The 21,583-nt window shown below is 66.5% G+C and carries 20 protein-coding genes; 13 read left to right on the forward strand and 7 right to left on the reverse strand.

Annotated features, from left to right (window positions below):
- The 5 genes from G4Z14_RS01030 to G4Z14_RS01050 all read left to right on the forward strand — a co-directional run bounded on the left by G4Z14_RS01030 (window position 1) and on the right by G4Z14_RS01050 (window position 6,322).
- Window positions 1–1,533 carry an NADH-quinone oxidoreductase subunit M gene (locus tag G4Z14_RS01030; protein ID WP_164622900.1) on the forward strand — a complete coding sequence of 511 codons (1,533 nt, stop codon included), beginning with the start codon at window positions 1–3 and terminating at the stop codon, window positions 1,531–1,533.
- 12 nt (window positions 1,534–1,545) lie between these two features.
- Window positions 1,546–2,985, forward strand: a complete 1,440-nt coding sequence (gene nuoN / locus G4Z14_RS01035) for an NADH-quinone oxidoreductase subunit NuoN (protein ID WP_164622901.1) — start codon at window positions 1,546–1,548, stop codon at window positions 2,983–2,985.
- Between the two features lie 123 nt (window positions 2,986–3,108).
- On the forward strand, window positions 3,109–3,864 hold the full coding sequence (locus tag G4Z14_RS01040; RefSeq protein WP_164622902.1) for a biotin--[acetyl-CoA-carboxylase] ligase: 756 nt from the start codon (window positions 3,109–3,111) through the stop codon (window positions 3,862–3,864).
- Window positions 3,865–3,875: 11 nt separating this feature from the next.
- A complete protein-coding gene (locus G4Z14_RS01045; RefSeq protein WP_164622903.1) occupies window positions 3,876–4,649 on the forward strand; it encodes a type III pantothenate kinase in 774 nt (257 codons plus the stop codon).
- Window positions 4,646–6,322, forward strand: coding sequence for a ribonuclease J (locus G4Z14_RS01050; RefSeq protein WP_164622904.1), 1,677 nt, complete (start codon window positions 4,646–4,648; stop codon window positions 6,320–6,322). Before G4Z14_RS01045 ends, G4Z14_RS01050 begins: the two co-directional genes overlap by 4 nt.
- 29 nt (window positions 6,323–6,351) lie before the next feature.
- Here G4Z14_RS01050 and G4Z14_RS01055 read toward each other — a convergent pair whose 3' ends face one another.
- From G4Z14_RS01055 to G4Z14_RS01065, 3 genes are all read right to left on the reverse strand, one after another.
- Entirely contained in the window at window positions 6,352–8,004 is a 1,653-nt protein-coding gene (locus G4Z14_RS01055; RefSeq protein WP_164622905.1) for a DEAD/DEAH box helicase, read from the reverse strand.
- 199 nt (window positions 8,005–8,203) lie between these two features.
- Complete coding sequence (gene amaB, locus G4Z14_RS01060) at window positions 8,204–9,712, reverse strand: L-piperidine-6-carboxylate dehydrogenase (RefSeq protein ID WP_227751454.1); 1,509 nt, start codon at window positions 9,710–9,712, stop codon at window positions 8,204–8,206.
- A gap of 271 nt (window positions 9,713–9,983) precedes the next feature.
- On the reverse strand, window positions 9,984–10,871 hold the full coding sequence (locus G4Z14_RS01065) for a solute carrier family 35 transporter (RefSeq protein ID WP_164622907.1): 888 nt from the start codon (window positions 10,869–10,871) through the stop codon (window positions 9,984–9,986).
- 125 nt (window positions 10,872–10,996) lie between these two features.
- Here G4Z14_RS01065 and G4Z14_RS01070 point away from each other — a divergent pair, with 125 nt between their 5' ends.
- The gene (locus G4Z14_RS01070; protein ID WP_164622908.1) at window positions 10,997–11,422 is read left to right on the forward strand and encodes an OsmC family peroxiredoxin; all 426 of its coding nucleotides are present in this window, start codon (window positions 10,997–10,999) and stop codon (window positions 11,420–11,422) included.
- A 42-nt stretch (window positions 11,423–11,464) separates the two neighbouring features.
- On the opposite strand, the gene G4Z14_RS01075 is transcribed toward G4Z14_RS01070, so the two are convergent.
- Together G4Z14_RS01075 and G4Z14_RS01080 are read right to left on the reverse strand one after the other, a co-directional pair.
- Complete coding sequence (locus G4Z14_RS01075; RefSeq protein WP_164622909.1) at window positions 11,465–13,075, reverse strand: peptide chain release factor 3; 1,611 nt, start codon at window positions 13,073–13,075, stop codon at window positions 11,465–11,467.
- 70 nt (window positions 13,076–13,145) lie between these two features.
- The gene (locus G4Z14_RS01080; protein WP_321572988.1) at window positions 13,146–14,108 is read right to left on the reverse strand and encodes a Hint domain-containing protein; all 963 of its coding nucleotides are present in this window, start codon (window positions 14,106–14,108) and stop codon (window positions 13,146–13,148) included.
- Window positions 14,109–14,328: 220 nt separating this feature from the next.
- On the opposite strand from G4Z14_RS01080, the gene G4Z14_RS01085 reads away from it, so the two are divergent.
- On the forward strand, window positions 14,329–15,105 hold the full coding sequence (locus tag G4Z14_RS01085; protein WP_164622911.1) for an SDR family oxidoreductase: 777 nt from the start codon (window positions 14,329–14,331) through the stop codon (window positions 15,103–15,105).
- Between the two features lie 81 nt (window positions 15,106–15,186).
- The gene (locus G4Z14_RS01090; protein ID WP_164622912.1) at window positions 15,187–16,266 is read left to right on the forward strand and encodes an ABC transporter ATP-binding protein; all 1,080 of its coding nucleotides are present in this window, start codon (window positions 15,187–15,189) and stop codon (window positions 16,264–16,266) included.
- 2 nt (window positions 16,267–16,268) lie between these two features.
- Here G4Z14_RS01090 and G4Z14_RS18840 read toward each other — a convergent pair whose 3' ends face one another.
- Window positions 16,269–16,880 carry a helix-turn-helix transcriptional regulator gene (locus G4Z14_RS18840; protein WP_227751455.1) on the reverse strand — a complete coding sequence of 204 codons (612 nt, stop codon included), beginning with the start codon at window positions 16,878–16,880 and terminating at the stop codon, window positions 16,269–16,271.
- Window positions 16,881–17,031: 151 nt separating this feature from the next.
- Here G4Z14_RS18840 and G4Z14_RS01100 point away from each other — a divergent pair, with 151 nt between their 5' ends.
- From G4Z14_RS01100 to G4Z14_RS01120, 5 genes are read left to right on the forward strand one after another with little or no spacing between them, the layout of a single operon-like run.
- Window positions 17,032–17,247 carry a twin-arginine translocase TatA/TatE family subunit gene (locus tag G4Z14_RS01100; RefSeq protein WP_164622913.1) on the forward strand — a complete coding sequence of 72 codons (216 nt, stop codon included), beginning with the start codon at window positions 17,032–17,034 and terminating at the stop codon, window positions 17,245–17,247.
- A 43-nt stretch (window positions 17,248–17,290) separates the two neighbouring features.
- Window positions 17,291–17,908, forward strand: a complete 618-nt coding sequence (gene tatB / locus G4Z14_RS01105) for a Sec-independent protein translocase protein TatB (protein ID WP_164622914.1) — start codon at window positions 17,291–17,293, stop codon at window positions 17,906–17,908.
- On the forward strand, window positions 17,908–18,786 hold the full coding sequence (gene tatC, locus G4Z14_RS01110) for a twin-arginine translocase subunit TatC (RefSeq protein ID WP_164622915.1): 879 nt from the start codon (window positions 17,908–17,910) through the stop codon (window positions 18,784–18,786). Before tatB ends, tatC begins: the two co-directional genes overlap by 1 nt.
- Window positions 18,783–19,619: an ATP-binding protein gene (locus G4Z14_RS01115; RefSeq protein ID WP_164622916.1), complete on the forward strand. Its 837-nt coding sequence runs from the start codon at window positions 18,783–18,785 to the stop codon at window positions 19,617–19,619. The genes tatC and G4Z14_RS01115 overlap by 4 nt, the downstream gene beginning before the upstream one ends.
- A gap of 57 nt (window positions 19,620–19,676) precedes the next feature.
- Window positions 19,677–20,948 carry a hemolysin family protein gene (locus G4Z14_RS01120; RefSeq protein ID WP_164622917.1) on the forward strand — a complete coding sequence of 424 codons (1,272 nt, stop codon included), beginning with the start codon at window positions 19,677–19,679 and terminating at the stop codon, window positions 20,946–20,948.
- Between the two features lie 10 nt (window positions 20,949–20,958).
- Here G4Z14_RS01120 and G4Z14_RS01125 read toward each other — a convergent pair whose 3' ends face one another.
- Window positions 20,959–21,579: an exopolysaccharide biosynthesis protein gene (locus G4Z14_RS01125; protein ID WP_164622918.1), complete on the reverse strand. Its 621-nt coding sequence runs from the start codon at window positions 21,577–21,579 to the stop codon at window positions 20,959–20,961.
- Between the last annotated feature and the right edge of the window lie 4 nt (window positions 21,580–21,583).

Consider the following 21,583-nt stretch of genomic DNA (forward strand, 5'->3'; position numbering starts at 1 on the left):
ATGGATAACCTCCTTTCGATCATCACCTTCATCCCGGCGGTGGCCGCCGCCATCATGGCGCTGTTCCTGCGCGGCGATGACGCGGCCGCACAAGGCAACGCCAAGTGGCTGGCGCTGCTGGCCACCATCGCCACGCTTCTGGTGTCGCTGTTCCTGCTGGTGGGCTTCGATCCGGCCAATACCGGCATGCAGTTCGTCGAGGAATTCACCTGGATCGCCGGGCTGAAATACAAGATGGGCGTCGACGGTCTGTCGATCCTCTTCGTGCTCTTGACCACCTTCCTGATGCCGATCACCATCCTGTCGACCTGGAGCGTCACCACCCGCGTCAAGGAATACATGATCGCCTTCCTCCTGCTGGAAACCCTGATGCTCGGGGTGTTCTGCGCGCTGGATCTGGTGCTGTTCTACCTGTTCTTCGAAGCCGGCCTCATTCCGATGTTCCTCATCATCGGCATCTGGGGCGGGCAGCACCGGATCTATGCCGCGTTCAAGTTCTTCCTCTACACCTTCCTCGGCTCGGTCCTGATGCTGGTGGCCATGATCGCGATGTATGTCGCGGCCGGCACCACCGACATTCCGACGCTGATGGGCTTCGAGTTCTCCTCCGAGCCGATGGCGGTGCTGGGCTTGACGCTGACCGGCGGGCTGCAGACGCTGCTGTTCCTCGCCTTCTTCGCCTCTTTCGCGGTGAAGATGCCGATGTGGCCGGTCCACACCTGGCTGCCCGACGCGCACGTTCAGGCGCCGACCGCGGGCTCGGTCATTCTGGCGGCGGTGCTCTTGAAGATGGGCGGCTACGGCTTCCTGCGCTTCTCGCTGCCGATGTTCCCGGTCGGCTCCTACGTCATGTCCGACGTGGTGTTCTGGATGTCGGCCATTGCCATCGTCTACACCTCGCTCGTCGCCCTGGCGCAATCGGACATGAAAAAGCTGATCGCCTATTCGTCGGTGGCGCACATGGGCTATGTCACCATGGGCATCTTTGCGGCCAACCAGCAGGGCGTCGACGGCGCGATCTTCCAGATGCTGAGCCACGGCTTCATCTCGGGTGCCTTGTTCCTGTGCGTCGGCGTGATCTATGACCGGATGCACACCCGCGAGATCGACGCCTATGGCGGGCTGGTGAACCGGATGCCGGCCTATGCGCTGGTGTTCATGTTCTTCACCATGGCCAACGTCGGCCTGCCGGGCACCTCCGGGTTCATCGGCGAGTTTCTCGTGCTGGTCGGCATCTTCCAGGTCAACACCTGGGTCGCCGCGGTGGCAACCTCGGGGGTGATCCTGTCGGCGGCCTATGCACTGTGGCTTTACCGCCGCGTCGCCTTCGGTGCGCTGGTGAAGGAGGCTCTGAAGACCATTCAGGACATGAGCCGCCGCGAGCGGGCGATCTTCGCGCCGCTGATCGTGATGACGCTGCTGCTCGGGGTCTATCCGGCGCTTGTGACCGACATCATCGGGCCTTCGGTGGCCCAGCTTGTGACCGACTACCATGCTGCCCTGCCCGTCGTGGCAGAGGCCGCCACGCACTGAAGGACCGATCCGATGACTGGTGTTGATTTTCCGATCCTCCTGCCCGAGATCCTCCTTGCGGTCTATGCGATGGCGGCGCTGATGCTGGGTGTCTATGGCGGCAAGGACAAGCTGGCGGGCCTCGTGACCTGGGCCACGGCCGGGCTTTTCGTGGCGCTGGCGCTGCTCATCGCGCTGCGCGGCGGCGTGGGGGCCGAAGCCTTTGGCGGCATGTTCGTCGATGATGCCTTTGCCCGCTTTGCCAAGGTGGTGATCCTGATTTCGGCCGCCGGCGTCCTGGTCATGGCGCAGGACTACATGGCGCGGCGCGACCTGGCCCGCTTCGAATACCCGATCCTGGCCACGCTGTCGGTCATCGGCATGATGGTGATGGTCTCGGCCGGCGACCTGATGGCGCTTTACATGGGGCTCGAGCTGCAATCGCTGGCGCTTTACGTCATGGCCGCGATGCGGCGCGAGTCGGCGAAATCGACCGAGGCCGGCCTGAAGTACTTCGTCCTCGGGGCGCTGTCGTCGGGCCTCTTGCTCTACGGCGCCTCGCTGGTCTATGGCTTTGCCGGAACCACCGATTTTGCCGGCATCGCCTCGACCCTGACTGAGGGGCATGCGCCCTTGGGCCTGTTGTTCGGTCTGGTCTTCCTGATCTCGGGCATGGCCTTCAAGGTCTCGGCCGTGCCGTTCCACATGTGGACGCCCGATGTCTACGAAGGCGCCCCGACCCCGGTGACCGCCTTCTTCGCCACCGCGCCCAAGGTGGCCGCCATGGCGCTGATTGCCCGGGTGATCCAGGACGCCTTTGGCGGCATCCCGGGCGACTGGAGCCAGGTTCTGGCGGCGCTTGCCGTGCTGTCGATGTTCCTTGGCGCCGTGGCCGCGATCGGCCAGCGCGACATCAAGCGCCTGATGGCCTATTCCTCGATCGCGCATATGGGCTATGCGCTGGTCGGCCTCGCCGCCGCGACGCCGCAGGGCGTGCAGGCGACGCTGATCTACATGGCGATCTATGTCACCATGAACCTTGGCACCTTCGCCTTCATCCTGTCGATGGAGCGTGACGGCCGCCCGGTGACCGAGATCGGCGCGCTGAACCAGTTCGCGCGGGCCGAGCCGCTGAAGGCGCTGGCGATGCTGGTGCTCTTGTTCTCGCTGGCCGGCGTGCCGCCGATGCTGGGCTTTTTCGGCAAGTTCTATGTCCTGAGGGCCGCCGTCGACGCAGGCCTGGTCTGGCTGGCCGTGGCCGGTGCCGTGGCCTCGGTGATCGGGGCCTTCTACTACCTGCGCATCGTCTATTTCATGTATTTCGGGGCCGAGCAGGACCCGGTGCAAAGCCGGATGTCGGCGGTGCAATGGCTGATGCTGGTGGGGGTTGCGGCGGTGATGATCCTTGGTGTCGTCAACCTTTTCGGCATCGAGGCGCTTGCCCTCGACGCCGCCGAGGCGCTGATTGGGTAAGGGATCTCCTGCGGCACCCCCGGGGGTTTCACACCCCCCACGGCATTGGTTTCTCGGACCAATGGCGTAACCAATGCCATACCCCGTGGGATATTTCCGCCAGCATGAAAGCGAGGCCGGGAGATGAGCGGTCAGGACTGGCCCGAGGGCACCGGGCGGCATGTGCTGGCGGTGACCGACAGCACCAACGCCCATGCGCTGCGGGAGGCCCCTGTCCTGCAGGGGCCTGCGTGGTTTCTGGGGTTGGAACAGACGGCGGGGCGGGGGCGGCGGGCAAGGGCCTGGGCCAGCCCGCGCGGCAATTTCCACGCCACGCTGCTGTTGGCGCCGACGGAAAGCCCGGAGCAGGTGGCGCTGCGCAGCTTTGCCGCCGCGCTGGCCCTGCGCGACGCCTTCGTGGCGCTGACCGGCCTGCCGGCGGCATTCAGCCTGAAATGGCCGAACGATGTGCTGCTGAACGGCGCCAAGGTGGCGGGCATTCTTCTGGAGGCCACCTCGGCCGGGGCAGGGGTGCAGGCGCTGGCCATCGGCATCGGCGTCAACCTGATCGCTCATCCCGATCCGTCAGTGATGGAGGCGGGCGCGCTGCCGGCAGTCTCGCTGTTGTCGGAAACCGGGGTGCGGATCGCTCCCGAGACCTTCCTTGACGCGCTGGCGCCGGCCTATGCCCGCTGGGAGGCGATGTTCACTGCCCAGGGCTTTGCGCCCCTGCGCGCGGCCTGGCTGGCCCATGCCGCGAAGATCGGCGAGCCGATCCGCGCCCGCACCGGCAAGGACACCCATTTCGGGGTGTTCGACACGATTGATTCACAAGGTAACCTCATTCTCCTGACGGCCACCGGGCGACTGGCGATTCCGGCGGCCGAGGTGTTCTTCTGAAAGGGGCGGGCATGCTTCTGGCCATCGACTGCGGCAACACCAACACGGTGTTCTCGATCTGGAACGGCACGCGGTTTCTGGCCACATGGCGCATCGCCACCGACCACACCCGCACGGCGGACGAATATTTCGTCTGGCTCTCCAGCCTGCTGGCCCTGACCAAGACCGAGGCGCAGATTTCGGAGGCCATCATCAGCAGCACGGTGCCGCGCGTCGTGTTCAACCTGCGGGTGCTGTGTGACCGCTATTTCGGCTGCCGCCCGCTGGTCGTCGGCAAGCCGGAATGCCGCTTGCCCGTCGCCCCGCGCGTCGATCAGGGCACTACGGTCGGTCCCGACCGGCTGGTCAACACCGTGGCCGGCTATGACCGCCACGGCGGCAACCTGATCGTCGTCGATTTCGGCACCGCGACCACCTTTGATGTGGTCGACCATGACGGCGCCTATGTCGGCGGGGTGATCGCGCCGGGCGTCAATCTCAGTCTTGAAGCCCTGCACATGGCTGCCGCCGCGCTGCCCCACGTCGACGTGACCAAACCGGCGAAAGCCATCGGCACGAATACGGTGGCCTGCATGCAGTCCGGCGTGTATTGGGGCTATATCGGCCTGATCGAGGGAATCACCCGCGAAGTGCGGCGCGAATGGGCCGGGCCGATGAAAGTGATTGCGACCGGCGGGCTGGCGAGCCTTTTTGCCCAAGGGACCGACCTGTTTCATGCGATCGAGGATGACCTGACCATGCATGGCCTCGTCCTCATCAACGATTACAACAAGGAAACTCCATGAGTGGTGAGCGTCTGATCTATCTTCCCCTTGGCGGGGCCGGCGAAATCGGCATGAACGCCTATGTCTACGGCTATGGCCGTCCGGGGAAGGAACGGCTGATGCTGGTCGATCTGGGCGTCGCCTTCCCGGATATGGACACCTCGCCCGGCGTCGATGTCATCGTGCCCGATGTCAGTTGGCTGGTGGACAACCTCGACCGGCTGGACGGGATCATCATCACCCATGCCCATGAGGACCATATCGGCGCCCTGCCGCATCTCTGGCCGCTCTTGAAAAAGCCGGTCTATGCCCGCCGGTTCACCGCCGCCATCGGGCGGCTGAAGTTTGAAGAGGCCGGGCTGCCGCTGGATGCCATCATCACGGTCGAGCCACGGCCGGCCGCGGTGGAGATCGGGCCTTTCAAGGTGCAGTTCCTGCCCTTGTCGCATTCGATCCCGGAAAGCGCCGGCCTTGTCATCGACACGCCGGCGGGCCGCATTCTGCACACCGGCGATTTCAAGCGCGACCCGACGCCGATCGTCGGCGAGGGCTGGGATGACGCGGTGATGGAGGCGGTCGCGGCCGAAGCGCCGGTCAAGGCGATGATGTGCGATTCGACCAACGTCTTTTCGCCGCTGCCGGGCCGGTCGGAGGCCACGCTGGCCGAACCCCTGACCGAGTTGATTGCCAAGGCCGGGGGCATGGTGGTGGCGACCACCTTTGCCTCCAACGTCGCGCGTCTGAAAACCCTCGCCGAGGCGGCGCGGGCGGCGGACCGGTCGATTTGCGTTCTGGGCCGGGCGATGAAGCGCATGGTCGCAGTGGCCGAGGAAACCGGAGTCCTGACCGGCTTTCCGCGCCATGTGACCCCGGAGGAGGCGCTGGAAATCCCGCGCCGCAACCTGATGCTGCTGGTGACGGGCAGTCAGGGCGAGCGGCGCGCGGCCTCGGCGGCGCTGTCGCGCGGCAAGTATCTGGGCTTCGAGATGAAACCGGGCGATACGTTCCTGTTCTCGTCCAAGACCATTCCGGGCAATGAGCGCAGCGTCTTGCGCATCATGAACGCGCTGTCGGAAACCGGCGTCGACATCGTTGACGACGCGGGCGGCAAGTATCACGTCTCGGGCCATGCCAACCGGCCCGATCTGGAGCATGCCCACCGGGTCTTCCTGCCCGACATGCTGATCCCGATGCATGGCGAACACCGCCACCTGCGCGAACATGTCCGCATCGCACATGAGGCCGGGATCGCCGGCATGGTCGCCACTAACGGCATGATGATCGACCTGACCGGCGAGGTGCCGAAGCTTGCCGAACATGTCGAGACTGGCCGGGTCTATCTGGATGGCACGGCGCTGGTGGGGGCGCTGGATGGCGTGGTGCGCGACCGCATCCGCATGGCGCTGAACGGCGTGGCCATGGTCTCGGTGATCCTTGACGAACAGAACGAACCTCTGGGCGAGGCCTGGGTGGAGCTGCTGGGCCTGCCCGCGACCGGGCTGGGCGAGCGGCCGCTGAACGAGACGATGGAGACCGAGCTGACCGAGTTCCTCGACGCCGCCTCGGGCAAGATCCTGTCGGATGACGACCGGCTGGACGAGGCCCTGAAGCGCATCGTGCGGCAGGTCGCCATGGAGGAGGTCGGCAAGAAACCCGAGGTGCGGGTGGTCATCAGCCGGCTGTCGGCAGAGTAAAAAAAGCCCCGCTTCGGCGGGGCTTTTTCTTATTCTGCGCTGGCCTCTTCGGTCGTCTCCGGCGCCTCATCAGTGTCTGGCGCGGTATCGGGGGCGGGCTTCAGCGCGAAGCTGCGCAGGATGAAATCCGGCACATGGTCGCCCATGCCCACGACACGCTCGCCGCGGTCATGGTCGCGGCTGCCGCGGTCGCGGCGCTCCTCGCGGCGACGCTCTTCGCCGCGGTCGTCCTTGCGCTCCTCACGGCGGTCCTCACGGCGCGGCGCCTCGGAACGCTCGTCGCGGCGTCCGCCTTCGCGGCGGTCATCGCGCCGACGGTCGTCCCGGCGCTCGTCCCGGCGGGGGGCGGGTGCCTCTTCTGCCTCCGCGGCCACCACCACCGGCTCGGCGGCAATCGGTTCCATCGGTGCCATTTCGTCATGCGGCTTCACCGGGCGCTCGCGGCGATCGGCCCCGCGCGGACCGCGGGTGCGCGGCCCGCGGCTTTCCGCGAGGCGCGGACGATCGGGGCGGTCGGCCACATCGGCCAGCGCGCCTTCCGGCACCTCGCCGCGCGGGATTTCCAGCTTTACCAGCGCTTCGATCTGGGAAAGATACTTGCCATCCGCCGGGGTGGCGATGGAGAACGCCTTGCCCTGCCGCCCGGCCCGGCCAGTGCGGCCGATGCGGTGGACGTAGTCCTCGGGATGCGAGGGCAGGTCGAAGTTGAAGACATGGCTGACCGCCGGAATGTCGAGGCCCCGCGCCGCCACATCCGAGGCGACCAGCAGTTGCAGGTTGCCGTCGCGGAAGGCGTCCAGCGTCTTCATCCGCAGGCTCTGCTCCAGATCGCCATGGATCGGCGCGGCGTTGAAGCCATGTGCCTTCAAGGACTTGGCCACCACATCCACATCCATCTTGCGATTGCAGAAGATGATGGCATTGGTGCAGGCCTCGCCCTCGGCCCGGATCAGCGACCGCAGGACGGCGCGCTTTTCGGTAAAGCTCTTGTCCTTGCGGGTCGGGGTGAACTGAAACAGCTTCTGCTCGATGGTGGTCGAGGTCGTCGCCTGCCGCGCCACCTCGATCTTGACCGCCGCCGACAGGAAGGTGTTGGTGATCCGCTCGATCTCGGGGGCCATGGTGGCCGAATAGAAGAAGGTCTGCCGGGTGAAGGGCGTCAGCGAGAAGATGCGCTCGATATCGGGGATGAAGCCCATGTCGAGCATGCGGTCGGCCTCGTCGACCACCATGATCTGCACGCCGGTCAAGAGCAGCTTGCCGCGCTCGAAATGGTCCAGAAGCCGGCCGGGGGTGGCGATCAGCACGTCGACGCCGCGGTCAATCAGCTTGTCCTGCTCGCCAAAGCTGACGCCGCCGATCAGAAGCGCCTTGGTCAGCTTGGTGTGCTTGGCGTAGACGTCGAAGTTTTCCGCCACCTGCGCGGCCAGTTCGCGCGTGGGGGCCAAAACCAGCGACCGCGGCATCCGGGCGCGGGCGCGGCCCTGCCCGAGAAGCGTGATCATCGGCAGGGTAAAGCTTGCCGTCTTGCCAGTTCCGGTCTGGGCAATGCCCAAGACATCGCGCCCGGCAAGGGCATGCGGAATGGCCTGGGCCTGAATCGGGGTCGGGGTTTCGTAACCGGCCTCGGAAATGGCCTGCAACACGCGCGGATCCAGCGCAAGGTCAGAGAATTTGGTCATCAGCGTCCTGAAACTGCGGGATCGGCCCGCAAGGGAATAGGGGGGACGCGGCATTCCGGGCGTCCCGGCGTCGTGGGGCCAGTGCCCCATCTCAGGGGCCGATACTGGAAAACGGGCTTTGCGTCAAGCAAGCCGGAAAAAACGCAGAAAACCCGCCGGTTGCGGCGGGTTTTCCGGGTTCTGGCGCGGGGGCAGCCCCTCAGCCAATGTCGAAGGTGACACCTTGGGCCAGCGGCAGGGTCGAGCCATAGTTCAGCGTGTTGGTCGCCCGCCGCATATAGGCCTTCCAGGCATCCGAGCCGCTTTCGCGCCCGCCGCCGGTTTCCTTCTCGCCGCCAAAGGCGCCGCCGATTTCCGCGCCGGAAGGGCCGATGTTCACATTGGCAATGCCGCAATCGCTGCCGCGCGCCGACAGGAAGGTTTCCGCCTCGCGCATGTCATTGGTGAAGATCGACGAGGACAGGCCCTGCGGAACTTCATTGTGTTTCTCAAGAGTGGCGTCGAAGTCGCTGTATTTCATCACATAAAGGATGGGCGCAAAGGTTTCGTGCAGCACCGGGCCAATTTGGTCGAGCATCTCGACCAGCGCCGGGCGGGCATAGGCGCCGCCCATCGTCTGCACCACCTCGCCGCCATGCACCGTGCCGCCCGCGGCCCGCGCCTCGGCCAGCGCCTTCTGCATCGCGTCCAGCGCCCCCTGGTCGATCAGCGGGCCGACCAGCACGCCCTGCTCCAAGGGGTTGCCAACCTTGACAGAGGCATAGGCCGCCTTCAGCCGCGGCAGGAAGGCGTCATAGATGCTGTCATGCAGGAACAGCCGCCGCAGCGTGGTGCAGCGCTGGCCGGCGGTGCCCATCGCGGCAAAGGCCACGCCGCGCAGCGTCAGGTCAAGGCTGGCGGTGGGCGAGACGATGGCGGCATTGTTGCCGCCAAGTTCCAGAAGCGAGCGGCCGAAGCGGGCGGCGACCTTCGGCCCCACCTCGCGGCCCATCCGGGTCGAGCCGGTGGCCGACACCAGCGCCACTTTCGGGCTGTCGACCAGCGCCTCGCCCAGGGCGCGCCCGCCGATCAGCAGCCCGTTCAGCCCGGCCGGAGCCTTGCCGCCCTCGGCGTTGAACCGGGCGATGGCGCGCTCCAGCATGGCATGGGCCGCAAGCGCCGAGAGATTGGCCTTTTCCGAGGGCTTCCACACCACGGCATTGCCGCAGACGAGCGCCAGCGCGGTGTTCCACGACCAGACCGCGACCGGGAAGTTGAAGGCCGAAATCACGCCCACCACGCCCAAGGGATGCCAGGTTTCCATCATCCGGTGATCGGGGCGTTCCGAGGCAATGGTATAGCCGTAAAGCTGGCGCGACAGGCCGACGGCGAAATCGCAGATGTCGATCATCTCCTGCACTTCGCCCAGCCCTTCGGATACCACCTTGCCGACCTCGATCGACACCAGCCGGCCAAGGTCGGCCTTGTGGGCGCGCAGCTCCTCGGCCCAGAGCCGCACCAGCTCGCCGCGCTTCGGCGCCGGCACGTTGCGCCACTGCCGGAAGGCGGCCTGCGCGGCGTCGATGGCCGCGCCGGCCTCTGCCGCGGAGTTCTCGGCAATCGCCGCCAGCCGCTCGCCGGTGATCGGCGAATGGGCGGGCAGGGCGCCCGAGGTCAGCGTGACACCCATCCGGGCGAGAAGGGCGGGGACTTCATTGGCAAGCGTCATGGGGGGCCTCATCAGGAGTTCAGGCAGGCGGGAAAGCTGCGGTTGCCAGCAGTAAGGCCGAAGTGCGTCCGCTCACGCAAGGGGGGCGGAAAGGCCGAAAAATGGGCGAAAGCACGGGAAAACGGGCGAAGTGACGCATTATTACGGCAGAATGCCTGATAAAAGCCGCCGGAATGCTGCGGATTGACGCTGCAATCCGGCAGCCTGACGCGAGAAAGTTTCCGGGTAAGAACTTCTGCCAAACGACAAGAAAATCTTGTCTGTCGCCGTCTCAGCGCGTGAAGATCAGCCCCAGCCCCAGAACCGCCAGCAGCCCGCCGGCAAAGCTCATCGCGGTCGGGCGCTGGCCGGTGCGCAGCCACAGCAGCGGCAGGATGATGACTGGCGAGGTGGCCGAGAGCGTGGCGATGATTCCGGTCTGGCTGCCCTGCAGCGCGTAGAGAAACAGCGTCATGCCGATGAGAAGGCCGATGATCGCGGTGGCCGCCGTCAGCGCCAGCGTCAGGCGTGAAATGGCGGCGGGTCTGGGGGGCGCGGCGGGCAGGGCGGCGACCAGCCCCATCGCCAGACCCGAAGCGCCGACGCGGAACAGCGAGGCCAGATAGGGGTCCAGCCCGCCGGTCATCAGCGGCCGGGCAATCAGGCTGCCCGCCGCCTGACCCGCTGCCGCGGCAAGGCCGAAGAGCGCGCCGATCATCAGCCCGCCCTGCAGGGTCTCCAGCCGGTGCGCATCGGCGCGCGGCCGGCCGAGAATGGCCAGCGCCACCCCCGCCGCCGTCACCGCAATGCCAAGCCCGGCCTGCACCGGCAGCCGCTCGCCCAGAAAGGCCCAGCCCATCACGGCCGCCATCGGCGCGTTCAGCGCAAAGATCGCCCCGGCGCGGCGCGGACCCAGCCGTCCGACGGCGGCAAAGTTGAAGGTGTCGCCGAGAAGGATGCCGATGATCCCCGAGGCCGACAGCACCAGAACCGAGGCCGGCTCAAGCCCCTGCCAGCCCCCGGTCGCCGTCAGGATCAGCGCCAGCAGCCCGGTGACAAAGCCCTGCCGGATCAGGTTGAACCAGAACGGCCCCAAGGCCCGCACCGCATCGGCGGCCATCAGCCCGGTGGTCGCCCAACAGGTCGCGGTGCCAAGGGCGGCAAGTTCGTGCAGCGGCATGGCCTCTCCTCTCGGCTGACGGCGCGGAGGCAATCCTTAGCGCGCCCCGCGCCGGCCCGAAAGCCTGCCGGTTGCCTTTTGCTGCAATCGGGTGCCCAATCGGGGGGCGTGAACAGGAGGATTCCATGATCGAGAAATACAGCACCGCCCTCTGGACCGGCACCCTGAAGGAGGGCAGCGGCAAGGTCAGCAGCCAGAGCCGCGTTCTGACCGACACGCCCTATACCTTCGCCACAAGGTTCGAGAACGGCAAGGGCTGCAACCCCGAAGAGCTGGTGGCCGCCGCGCATTCCAGTTGCTACGCGATGTTTCTGTCGGCGCTGATGTCGGGGGCGGGGATCGTGCCGGAAACCGTCGAGGCGCGCTCGACGGTCAAGCTTGATGCGACGACCGAAGGCGGCCCGACGGTAAAGGCCGCGCATCTGGATGTGAAGGTGAAGGCGCCGGCCGAGGCCGATGCGATCCGCGACTTTGCCGAAAAGGCCAAGGCTGGCTGCCCGATCTCCAAGCTCCTGAAGGCCGAGATCACGCTGGCGCTGACAGTGCTCTGACCGTGCCGGGCCGGCCGCCGAGGGCCGGCCCGCGCACTTGCCTCAGACCATCATTTCCTTGGTCGCGGTCAGCTTGAGCTTGGGGTAATCGCGCTCGATCCGGTCGATGTCCCATTTCAGCCGGGTCAGGAAAACCGTGTCGCCGTCATTGTCGAGCGCGATATGGCCCTTGTTGACGTTGATCATCTTGTCCATCTCGTCCTTGGCCCCGGCCACCCAGCGCGCCGAGGTGAAGTTCGACGGCTCGAACCGCACCGGCAGGGAATATTCCTGCTCGATCCGGCTGGCCAGCACTTCGAACTGCAACTGCCCGACCACGCCGACGATGAAGCCCGAGCCGATCATCGGCTTGAACACCTTGGCCGCGCCTTCCTCGGCAAACTGCATCAGCGCCTTTTCCAGATGCTTGGCCTTCATCGGATCGAGCGCCCGCACGCCGGACAAGAGTTCCGGCGCGAAAGACGGAATGCCCGTGAAATGCAGCATCTCGCCTTCGGTCAGCGCATCGCCAATCCGCAATTGCCCGTGGTTCGGAATGCCGATGATGTCGCCCGCCCAGGCCTCTTCGGCCAGCTCGCGGTCGGCGGCAAGGAACATCACCGGGTTGGTGATGGCCATGGGTTTCTTGGACCGCACATGGATCAGCTTCATGCCGCGTTCGAAATGCCCCGAGGCAAGGCGGACAAAGGCCACCCGGTCGCGGTGCTTGGCGTCCATATTGGCCTGCACCTTGAAGACGAAACCGGCAACCGCCTTTTCATCCGCCGAAATCTGCCGCTCGGCGGCTTTCTGCGGCTGCGGCTGGGGGCCGTATTCGCCCATGCCGTCCATCAGCTCCTTGACCCCGAACGAGTTGATCGCCGAGCCGAACCAGATCGGCGTCAGGTGGCCTTCAAGGAAGGCCTGACGGTTGAAGGCCGGCAGAAGTTCCCGCGCCATTTCAATCTCTTCGCGGAACTTCTGCAACAGGTCGGCAGGGACGTGATCGGCCAGATTCGGGTCATCCAGCCCGGAAATCTTGATCGATTCCGCCACCTTGTTGCGGTCGGCGCGGTCCATGATCTCCAGCCGGTCATGCAACAGGTCATAGGCGCCGATGAAGTCGCGCCCGACGCCGATGGGCCAGCTGGCCGGGGTGACGTCAATCGCCAGATTTTCCTGAATCTCGTCGATGATCTCGAACGTGTCGCGGCTTTCGCGGTCCATCTTGTTGCAGAAGGTCAGGATCGGCAGGTCGCGCAAGCGGCAGACCTCGAACAGTTTCTGCGTCTGGCTTTCCACGCCCTTCGCCCCGTCGATCACCATGATCGCGGCGTCGACGGCGGTCAGCGTGCGGTAGGTGTCCTCGGAGAAATCGCTGTGGCCGGGGGTGTCAACCAGATTGAAGCGATACTGCCGATAGTCGAAGGACATCGCCGAGGCCGAAACCGAAATCCCCCGGTCGGCTTCGATCTTCATGAAGTCCGACCGCGTACGCCGTGCCTCGCCCTTGGCGCGCACCTGACCCGCCATCTGGATCGCGCCGCCGAACAAGAGGAACTTTTCGGTCAGCGTGGTCTTGCCGGCGTCGGGGTGCGAGATGATCGCAAAGGTCCGGCGCCTGCGAATTTCAGGACTGGCGATTTCGGGCGGGAGGGTCGGCATGTTGGTCATGGGCCGGGGCTTTAGCCGAAAGGCCGGGCTTCGTCCATTGGCAACCGCAGGGGGGGCAGGGGCGCGCGGCTTACCGGCGGCGGCGTTCGGTCCGGAACAGGGTTTCGGGGCCGATTTCGTCAAGAAACTGCCGCCCGGCCTCGGTGCCAAAGTGCTGGACCTGGCTCAGCCCCGGAAACCGCGCCTTCACATCGACCGACAATTCGGCTGGCAGCCGGTTCACCGTGGCGTCGTTCACCATCAGGCTTTCGGCCGGCACGCCTTCGGCATAGATGATCTCGTGGCGGTCAAAGACGAGGCTGAGATAGTCGACAAAGCCGCCCTCGCGCAGGAACACCCGCTCGCCGTCGACCAGATGCATGGCCTGCACCAGCAACTCCGAAGTCGGCAGGCCCGCCTTGCGTTCGCGCTGGTAGAGGAACATCCGGTGATGTTGGCTGACGATCAGGTCGCCGGCATTGCCAAGGCTGCCCGAGGTGATGACCACCGGGGCAAAGGGGCCGACCGCCTTCAGCGTCGCCCGCCCGATCCAGCGGATCGGCTGGCCGCCATGGTCGCGCGTCAGCACCCGGTCACCGGGGCGCAGGTCCTCGATCGGCTTCTGGGCGCCGGTGGCCAGCGTGATCATCGTGCCGCGCGCGAAGGAGATGCAGAGCAGGTCGGAAAGCCCGCTGTCCTCGGGCGCCTCCTCGACCCGCAACAGCGTGTATTCGGTCGCGGCCGCCATCGGCGACAGCGGCAGGGCAAAGCGGCCACCATCGGGCAGCGCGAGCAGCAAAAGCTCCACCCGGTCGCCTTCCTCGCCCATCAGCGCATAGCGCGCCTCCAGCCGGATCGCGTCGCCCGGTTGGCCCACCGCCGAGCCCGCGCCGACCCGCTGGCCCGCGCCCTGCGCACGTGTCACCACGAGCCGCTGTGGCAGGTGGTCATCTTCCAGGCAATAGATGTCGCCAGGGCAGACTTCGGCCGGCCCCATCAGCCCGTCGCCCTGATTGGCCCCGTGGCTGACGTAGATGTCCTCTGCGGCCAGCACCTGACAGGCGTGCCCGGGAAGGATTGCGCCGGGAAGGGGCGGGCCGGGAAGCGGGCGGCAATCGTCTGGCGTCATATCGGGCGCGGCCTTTGAAAAATCGGGCTGAGCCATAGGCCAGGGCGGACCATGGCTCAAGCCGGGATTGATGCGTGATGCCATGGTATTGCGGCGGATTTTTGGCCTGTTAAGCTTGGCGGGGAAACAACGGGAGATCCGGGCGATGGACTTGGGCATTCGCGGCAAGCGGGCATTGGTGACGGCGGCCTCCAAGGGGTTGGGGCGGGGCTGCGCCGAGGCACTGGCCGAGGCGGGCTGCGATCTGGTGCTGAACGCCCGCGGCGCCGAGGCGCTGGAGGCCACTGCCGCCGCGCTCCGCGCCGCCCATGGCGTGCAGGTGGTCACGGTTGCGGGCGACATCACCACCGAGGCGGGACGGGCGGCGGTGCTGGCCCATGGCCCCTTCGACATTCTGGTGACCAATGCCGGTGGTCCGCCGCCGGGCCTGTGGAGCGACTGGAGCCGCGACGATTTCATCAAGGCGATCGACGCCAACATGCTGACGCCGATCGCGCTGATGCAGGCCTGCCTGCCCGGCATGATCGAGCGCGGCTGGGGCCGGGTGGTCAACATCACCTCGCAATCGGTGAAATCGCCGATCCCGCAGCTTGGCCTGTCGAACGCCGCCCGCGCCGGGCTCACCGGCTTTGTCGGCGGCACTGCGCGGCAGGTGGCCCCGCATGGCGTGACGATCAACAACCTTCTGCCCGGCATCCATGACACCGACCGCGCCACCGCGCTGGATGGCGGTGTGGTCAAGGCGCGCGGCATCACGATGGACGCGGCCCGGGCCGAGCGCATGGCCTCGATCCCGGCGCGGCGCTATGGCACCGCCGCCGAGTTTGGCGCCGCCTGCGCCTTCTTGTGCAGCCAGCACGCCGGATTCATCGTCGGGCAGAACCTCCTTCTCGACGGCGGGGCGCTGAATTCAACGTTGTGAGCCCGGTCTTGCCGCACGGGGGCGGGGCTGCTAGGTATCGCCCGCAACAAAACCCGAATAAATCACTCGGATACCCCGCGCGTGACCTCTCCGACCCGTCTGACCGTTGATGCCCTGAGCCGCGCCTTTGGCGGGCGGCAGGTGGTGGCGGATGTCTCGCTGTCGATCGAGGCGGGCGAGGTGATGTGCCTGCTCGGGCCTTCGGGTTGCGGCAAATCCACCACCTTGCGGATGATCGCCGGGGTGGAGCGCCCCGATCAGGGCCAGATCCGCATCGACGGGGTGCCGGTCTTTGGCGCCGGCCCGACCCTGCCGCCCGAGGCGCGCGGCGTCGGGTTGATGTTTCAGGACTTCGCGCTGTTTCCGCATCTGACGGTGGCGGGCAACGTGGCTTTCGGGTTGAAGGGCGACAGCGCGGCCAAGACGCGGCGGGTGGGCGAGCTTCTGGAGAAGGTCAACCTTTGCGGTTTTGCCCAGAAGCACCCGCATGAATTGTCCGGCGGCGAACAGCAGCGCGTGGCACTGGCCCGGGCGCTTGCGCCGCGGCCGCGGGTGATGCTGATGGACGAGCCGTTTTCCGGCCTCGACAACCGGCTGCGCGACGGGGTGCGGGATGCGACGCTGGCGCTTCTGAAGGAAGAGGGCGCGGCGGTGCTTCTGGTCACGCATGAGCCGGACGAGGCGATGCGGATGGCCGACGAGATCGCCCTGATGCGCGCGGGCGAGATCGTGCAGCGCGGGGCGCCCTACAACATCTACAACGCGCCGGTGGACCGGGCGGCGGCGGCCTTTTTCAGCGATATCAACGTGATCCGGGGGGTGTCAAAAGGCGCCCTGACTGCGACGCCGTTCGGCGACTTCCTGACGCCCGGCCATGCCGACGGCACGCCTGTCGACATCATCATCCGCCCGCAACACCTGAAGATCGACTTCGACCGCGCCGGGCGCGGCCCGAACCCGACGGTGCAGGACGGCACCCCGGCGCGCGGCACCGTGGCGCGGGCGCGCTTTCTTGGCCGCGAAAGCCTTGTCGATTTCGCCATGGCGGATGGCGGGCTGGTGCTGACGGCTTCGGTCCCCGGCGTGTTCCTGCCGAAACCCGGCACGGCGCTCTGGCTGATGATCCGCCGCGACCGCTGTTTCGTGTTTCCCGCGGCGTGACCTCAGGCGGGATCGACCGCCAGGATCCGGTCCAGCCCGATCCGGCGCTCCGCCCGGTCCGCGCCGGCCAGCGCCACAAGCACGCGTTGACCGTCTGCCTGCACCAGCCCGACCGGCAAGACCAGTTCGCGGCGCGGCTGGTCGTGGCTGTCAAGTGCCGTCACCAGCCGCCATTCGGCCTTGGCCATGGCCGCGCGCAAGTCGGGCAAAAGCGCCTCGGCCGGGCGGGAGGCGGCGCGGGTGAAGGCGAAAAGGTCATCCTCGTCAGGGCTTTGCGGGGCAGGGGCCACGGCCCCGATCTTGGCGGCAAGGCTGCGCGCGGCGCGCGACAGCAGCTCGTCCGCACCGCCTGCCACCTGCCGCAACCCGGCGCGCAACGCCTCCATTTCGGCCGCCGTCAGCATCAGGGGCGGCAGCGTGGTCGGCACGCGCAGCACGTAACCCACGCCGCGCTCGCCTTCGATCGGCATGCCGCTGGCGATCAGCGTGGCCATGTCGCGCCAGATCGTGCGCACCGAGACGCCGCCCATGGCCTCGGCCAGATCGGCGGCGCGGTGCAACCGCCCGTCGCGCAGGACCTGCACAAGTTCGAACAGGCGGTCGGTGCGGTGCATGGTTCCCCCGTGTTGCTGACAGAATACTGTCAGTTACTAGGGGATTCCAGCCCTGATTGCCGTCGGTCCCCCTGTTTTGTCAGGGCCGTTTGGTCGTAGACTGCAACAAAGATCACGGCCCCGCGCGGGCCATTGGAAAAGGACGCTAGAAATGCACCTGGGTAGCCCGCTTCAGCTCTTGCTTATTGCCATCGTGGTTCTGGTGCTGTTCGGCCGCGGCAAGGTCGCCGGCCTGATGGGCGAGTTCGGCAAGGGCATCACCGCCTTCAAGAAGGGCGTCAAGGAAGGTCAGGAAGACGCCGACAAACCCGCCGAGGTTGCCAAGGATGTCACCCCGGCCGAAACCTCCGACAAGGACAAGGCCTGAGCCTGTCGCCTTTTGCGTTTGATCCAGGCAGGAAGGCCCGAGGATGTTCGATATCGGCTGGACGGAGTTGATGGTGATTGGCATCGTGGCGCTGATTGTCGTCGGCCCGCGGGATTTGCCCGAAATGTTCCGCCAGCTTGGCCGCTTCTCCGGCAAGCTGAAATCCATGGCGCGCGAGTTTTCGCGGGCGATGGAACAGGCGGCCAATGAAAGCGGCATGAAGGACGCGGTGCGCGATCTGAACGCCATCACCGATCCCAAGTCCACCGCGATGAATTCGGTCAAGGGCGCTGTCGACAAGTTCGAAAAATGGGATCCGATGAAGAACGCGGCCAAGCCGTCGCAGCCGCTGAAGGCTGGGGGGCCGGTCACCGGCCCGCTGGTGCCGCCGCCAATGCCGCCCGTGGTGTCACCGGCAGCCACCGCTGCCGCCCTGGAGACTGCCGCCCCCGTGACGGTCGAGCCCGTGACTGCCGCTCCCGTGTCGGCCGCTCCTGTCGCGGCCGGGACCAATACGCAGGCGCTTTACGCCAAACAGGCGGCGCGCAAGGCGATCATGGACGAGGCCACCGCAAAGATCAAAGCGCTGGACCAGCCCGCCGCGCCGGCAAAACCCAAACGCGCCCCGCGCAAGAAAAAGACCGATGAGGCGCAAAGCTGATGCCCAAGACCGCTGATCACATCGACGACAGCGCGGCCCCGCTGGTCGAGCACCTGACAGAGCTGCGCAATCGCCTGCTTTACGCCATCGCGGCCTTCACGCTGGCGTTTCTCTTTGCCTGGGTGTTCTGGAAGCCGGTCTTTGACGTTCTGAAGGAACCGCTCTGCGCCGTGCTGGAGGGCCGGGGCCAGCAGTGCCAGCTTGTGCTGATCAAGATGGAAGAGGGCTTCTTCGTCTCGATGAAGATCGGCCTGTGGGGCGGCTTCGTGCTGGCCTTTCCGGCGATTGCCTATCAGCTTTGGCGCTTTGTGGCGCCGGGCCTTTATCGCAGCGAGAAAAGCGCCTTTCTGCCCTTCCTCGTCGCCTCGCCGGTGATGTTCGCGCTTGGCGGCGCGGTGGCCTATTTCGTCATCCTGCCCTGGGCGTTCGAGTTCTTCCTGTCGTATCAGGACAGTTTTGCCGCCACCGTGAACGAAGGTGCTGCCGCAACCGCCGGGGCTGCCGCGCCGAGTGGCGTGGTGTTCAACGGCTCGATGGAGGCCTATCTGGCGCTGACCATGAGCTTTGTTCTGGCCTTTGGCCTGTGCTTTCAGCTTCCGGTGCTGTTGTCGCTGATGGGCCGGGCGGGGCTGGTGTCGTCGAACGGGCTGCGCAACACGCGCAAATATGCGGTCGTGGCGATCCTGTTCGTTGCCGCAATGGTGACGCCGCCCGATGTGACCAGCCAGCTGATCCTGTTCGCGGTGATCTACCCGCTTTACGAAATCTCGATCTTCCTCGTTGCGCGTTTTGAACGCGAACGCGAGGCGCGGATGCGCGCCGACGGCACCTGGGTCGATCTGGACGATCTGGATGACGAGACCGAAAGCAAGGCATGACTGACGCCCTGATCCGCATCGCCGAAGCGCTGGAGCGGCTGGCCCCCGCGCCGATGCCCGCGCCCGATTTCACCGCGGCCGAGGCCTTTGCCTGGCACACCGCGCCTGACCGGCTGGAGCCGGTGGCCAAGGTCAGCCGCGTCGACATCGGCCTTCTGGTCGGCATCAACCGCTCGCGCGACACGCTTTTGGAAAACACCCGGCATTTCGCCCGCGGGCTTCCGGCCAACAACGCGCTTCTCTGGGGTGCGCGCGGCATGGGAAAGTCGAGCCTTGTCAAGGCGATCCATGCCAAGGTGGTGGCCGAAGGGCTGGCATTGAAGATCGTGGAGCTGTCGCGCGAAGACCTGCCCTCGGTGGGTCGCCTCCTCGCGCATCTGCGTGCCGCGCCCTTTCAGTTCATCCTGTTTTGCGATGACCTGTCGTTCAGCCATGACGACCAGCATTACAAGTCGCTCAAGGCGGTGCTGGACGGCGGCATCGAGGGCCGGCCCGAGAACGTGCTGTTCTACGCTACCTCGAACCGCCGCCACCTGATGCCGCGCGACATGATCGAGAACGAACGCTCCTCCGCCATCACCCCCGGCGAGGCGGTGGAGGAAAAGGTCTCGCTCTCCGACCGCTTCGGGCTGTGGCTGGGCTTCCATCCCTGCGATCAGGACCAGTATCTCGACATGATCCGCGGCTATTGCGCGGCGCATGGGCTGCGCGTCCCCGAGGACCGGCTGCGCGCCGAGGCGATCGAATGGCAGGCCACCCGCGGCAGCCGTTCGGGCCGCGTCGCCTGGCAGTTCTTCTGTGACCTTGCTGCCCGCGAAGGGGTGCGAATCTGACCTCTGCCGGCTTTGCCCCTTGCAATTGCCGGGGGCAGGGCCGATTTTGCCGCCATCATGATCGTTGAACTCCTGACCATCCTTGGCCTGATCTGCCTGAACGGCGTGCTGGCCCTGTCGGAAATGGCCATCGTTTCGGCCCGCCCGGCCCGCCTGAAACCCATGGAAGCCAAAAGCCGCGGCGCTGCGGCGGCGCTCAGGCTGGCCGAGCATCCGGGCCGGTTCCTGTCGACCGTGCAGATCGGCATCACGCTGGTCGGCATCCTGTCCGGGGCGCTCTCCGGCGCGACCCTTGGCAGCCGTCTGACCCAGCTTCTCGTCGCGCGCGGGGTTGATCCGGAATGGGCTGGCAACATCGGGGTCGGCGGCGTGGTGGTCGCGATCACCTATGTCTCGCTGATCGTGGGCGAACTGGTGCCGAAGCAGCTTGCCCTGCGCAATCCCGAGGGGCTGGCCATCGCGGTGGCCCCGGCCATGACGGTGCTCTCGAAGGTCGCCGCGCCGGTGGTCTGGGTGCTGGACCGCTCGGGCAAGGTGCTGCTCTGGCTTCTGGGTCAGCGCGGCGACAGCGCCAGCCGCGTCACCGAGGAGGAAGTCCACACCATCCTTGCCGAAGCCCATGAGGGCGGCGTGCTGGAGGATGAGGAACGCGAGATGATGAAGGGCGTCATGCGGCTCTCGGACCGCTCGGCCAAGGCTCTGATGACGCCGCGCCGCGATGTCGAGATGCTGGACCTGGCGATGACCGGCCCCGAGGCCGTCGCCGCCATGCGCCGCATCGGCCGCCCCCGCGTGCCGGTGGAAAACCGCGAGACGGGCGAGGTTCTGGGCATCGTCACCCTGTCGGACGCCTTCAACGCCGTCTCCCGGCGCGAGGCTTTGGACATCCGGGCGCTGATGCAGGAGGTGCCGGTGGTCTCCGACCGCGCCGATGCGCTGGACGTGCTGGAAATCCTGCGCACCGCGCCGCATTCCATGGCGCTGGTCTATGACGAATACGGCCATTTCGAAGGCATCATCACGAGCGGCGACGTGCTGGAAGCGATTACCGGCGCAGTGGCGGCCAATGACGATGACGAACCGGCCATGGTGACGCGCGAGGATGGCAGCCTGCTGGTCGCGGGCTGGATGCCGGCCGACGAGTTTTGCGACCGGCTCGACCTGCCGCGCGACATGGCGGGCGATTACGACACGGTGGCGGGGCTTGTGCTGCACCAGATGCGCCGCCTGCCGGGTTTGGGCGAAGGCTTCACCGCGCACGGCCACCGCTTCGAAGTGCTGGACCTGGACGGGCTGCGCATCGACAAGGTGCTGGTGACGGCGGTCTGAGGTCTGCGCCTCAGGGCGCGTAGCCGAAGGCGCCGAGAAAGACGAACACCGCCGCCTTGAACAGCCCCCAAAGCACGGTGGAAAACACCACGACGCCGACCAGCATGACCAGAAGGCCGCCGATGATCCAGGCCCCGTCCTCTTCGATCAACCCAAGCGCGAAGAAGATGATTGCCAGCGACGGCAGCATGTTGCCAAAGGGGATCGGCAGCAGCACGGCCAGCGACAGGATCAGCATCAGCACCCCCACCCCCTGTTGCGCCCGCGCGGTCGTCAGCGCCGCGAGCCGCGGGTGCAGGTAGCGCTCGCCCCGCTCCAGCCAGGGCTGGGCGCGTTCCAGCAGTGCCGCCAACGCCTCACGCGAGAAGCTGCGGCGGGTGATGAAGGCGGGTAACCAGGGCGTGCGGCCCAGCGCCAGTTGCAGCGACAGATAGACCAGCGGTACGCCGGTGATCGCCGAGGTGCCGGGGATCGAGGGCAGGGTGTTCGGCAGTGCGAACAGCACCAGAAGGGCGGTATGGGCGCGCTCGCCCATCCGGCTGACCAGTTCCCCCACGGTCAACCGCTCGCCGGTGCCCGCGGCCAGGCGGGGAAGAATCTGCGACAGGCGGTCAGGTTCTGGCTTATCCATGCCA

Origin of the sequence: Tabrizicola oligotrophica (genome assembly GCF_011008935.1) — a bacterium.
In the GTDB taxonomy this organism is placed as follows: domain Bacteria; phylum Pseudomonadota; class Alphaproteobacteria; order Rhodobacterales; family Rhodobacteraceae; genus Tabrizicola_A; species Tabrizicola_A oligotrophica.